The following is a 2,279-nucleotide window of genomic DNA, read 5'->3' as shown; positions in this document are numbered from 1 at the left end:
CTGCTGGACGTTCAGTGCGTCGAGCACCAGCGCGCAGGCACGGTCCACCTCGGCATCGAGCGCGTCGAACACCGCGTCGACATCGGGCAGACCGGTTGAACTCACACCGCCAAACTATCGGGGCCCACCGACAGAAAACCCCGCATTGTTACCCTGTGAAACCACAGTGGCGCAAGGGATTTCGATATACGCTTTCCGTATCCGTAATCTCGTCCGGGCAGCGCGGGAGGGCCAATGACACGCTCAGGCCGCGTCGAGTCAGTTGCTCAGCACCAACCGCCAGTTGCCGGCCGCCGCACGATCGGGAACGCACCAGAAGTTGTTCCAGTTTCCCGGCGTCGTCGCCTTCACGCCCGGGCCGGCATCCTGACACGCCTCCCGCGTCGGGTAGCTGCCCTCGGTCTGAATCGTCTCGGCGCTGCTGGCGCCCGCACCGATCGTCAACAACCCCGCAAACGCCAGCACGCCGGCGCCCAAAAATGAACCAATCGATCGCTTCATCTCGTTGTCCAATTCTCGTGCGGCGCTCCTACCGTGGAGACGCGAACCAGCCCCAACGGTAGGTGTCGTGCGGCGGCCGCGCGGGACTTTTGCCGCGACGCTCAACTTCGCTGAGCCGCGAGCGCCACGGCAGTGGCCACCGCCTCCAGCAGGCGGGTGAGTTGCTCGGCGTTGCCGACGGAGCGGTCACCGGCGGCCAACCGGGTGAAGATGCCGGCGATGAACGTCGTGACGGCGGTGGTTTGCGCGGCCAGCAGCTCGGGGTGGCGGGTGTCGGGCTGCAGGTGGGCGATGGCGTCGCGGGCCATCGTGTTGATCCGGGCGACGAAAACCTGCGACGTTTCGGCCAGGTCGGGATCGCGGGCGGCGCCCAGCAACAGCTCGTGGCGCGCGCGGTTCAGCATGAGCCCGGAGCCGTCGGCCTGCATCATGGTGAGCCGGGCCAGGTGCGCGAACGGCGAGACCGGGTCGACCGGCTCGTCGATCACCGACTGCAGATTGGCGACATCGATCTCCGCCACGCGCTTGCCGACGCCGCGCAGCAGGGCGGCGCGGGTGCGGTAGTAGTACGACGTGGTGCCCTCGGGGACGCCGGCGTAGCGGTCGACCTGCCCGTGGGTCAGCCCGCGCGATCCATGCTCGGCCAGCACCCGGATCGCCGCGTCGCACAGGGCGCGCCGGCGTTCGTCGCCGTCGCGTTTGCGGGGTCTCGTACTGGCTGCCATGGGTCACCGAAGGACGGTGCCGCCGTCGATGTTGACGACCTGACCATTGATCCACTCGCCCTCGTCGGACAGCAGGAAGGCGACCAGCGCGGCGATGTCGCTGGGATCGCCGACGCGGGGCCCGCGAATGCGCTTGAGCGCGCCGGCCTCCAGCTCCGGCCACTGCGGCACCGAGCGGATGGTCTCGGTCGCGGTGAATCCGGGCGCGACCGCGTTGCACCGGATGTCGTCCTTTCCCCACCGCGATGCGACGTGGCGAGTGAGCGCGCCGATGCCGGCCTTCGCGGTGGCGTAGGCCGGGCGCGCGGGCTCACCCTGGAAGGCCGCCGCCGAGGACATGTTGACGATCGCCCCGCCGCCGCGGTCCAGCATTTTTGGGATGGCGCATTTCATCGCGGCTACATACCCGCGCAGGTTCACCGCCATCACCCGGTCCCAGACGTCGAAATCGATGTCCACTACGTCGGTGTCGGCCCGGATGGTGCTCATGTCGGCGCCGACGTTAAACAGCAGGTCCACACCCCCGAAAGTCGTTGCCGCGGTGTCGATCAGCTTGGCAACCGATGCGGGATCCGACAGGTCGAAGGCCACGTGGGTCGCCGTCCCGCCGGCGGCGGCGATGCGTTCGGCAGTCCGGTGCGCGGCGTCCGCGGCGACGTCGCCGATGACCACCCGGCAGCCTTCCTCGGCCAGCCGGGCGGCGGTCGCCGCACCGATGCCGGTGGCGCCGCCGACGACGACCGCGACCTTGTCGGCCAGACCTCGCAGCCCCATGAATGCCCCTTCCCGCGCGGAGGATATTGACTTTACCTCTAGAACTGTAGAGGATCGCCAGTCATGGCTGGGATTCATCGGGAGCGGCCCGGAGCCGACGACCTGGCGGCGGCGACGGATACGCCCGCGCTGGCTCTAGGCGACGGCGTCTGGATGTCACCGGGCGTCTCCAACGCCTACGCGGTGGCCACCGACGACGGACGGGTCATCGTCAACAGCGGGCTGGTCTTCGAAGGACCATTGCACCGCAAGGCTTTTGCCGACGTGCCCGGCCCGACG

At 68.8% G+C, this 2,279-nt stretch carries 3 protein-coding genes and 1 pseudogene; 1 reads left to right on the top strand and 3 read right to left on the bottom strand.

Going from position 1 to position 2,279, the window contains the following annotated elements:
- Positions 1–258: 258 nt before the first annotated feature.
- The 3 genes from Q0W90_RS24320 to Q0W90_RS24310 all read right to left on the bottom strand — a co-directional run bounded on the left by Q0W90_RS24320 (position 259) and on the right by Q0W90_RS24310 (position 2,000).
- The gene (locus Q0W90_RS24320) at positions 259–501 is read right to left on the bottom strand and encodes a hypothetical protein (protein WP_297600073.1); all 243 of its coding nucleotides are present in this window, start codon (positions 499–501) and stop codon (positions 259–261) included.
- 101 nt (positions 502–602) lie between these two features.
- Entirely contained in the window at positions 603–1,226 is a 624-nt protein-coding gene (locus Q0W90_RS24315) for a TetR family transcriptional regulator (protein ID WP_297777214.1), read from the bottom strand.
- A 3-nt stretch (positions 1,227–1,229) separates the two neighbouring features.
- Positions 1,230–2,000: an SDR family oxidoreductase gene (locus Q0W90_RS24310; protein ID WP_297600068.1), complete on the bottom strand. Its 771-nt coding sequence runs from the start codon at positions 1,998–2,000 to the stop codon at positions 1,230–1,232.
- Between the two features lie 63 nt (positions 2,001–2,063).
- On the opposite strand from Q0W90_RS24310, the pseudogene Q0W90_RS24305 reads away from it, so the two are divergent.
- Positions 2,064–2,279: pseudogene (locus Q0W90_RS24305) on the top strand (MBL fold metallo-hydrolase); the annotation flags it as partial.

It is taken from the genome of Mycobacterium sp., assembly GCF_025933915.1.
Taxonomy (GTDB): domain Bacteria; phylum Actinomycetota; class Actinomycetes; order Mycobacteriales; family Mycobacteriaceae; genus Mycobacterium.
This window is presented reverse-complemented; position numbering and strand designations above follow the sequence as displayed.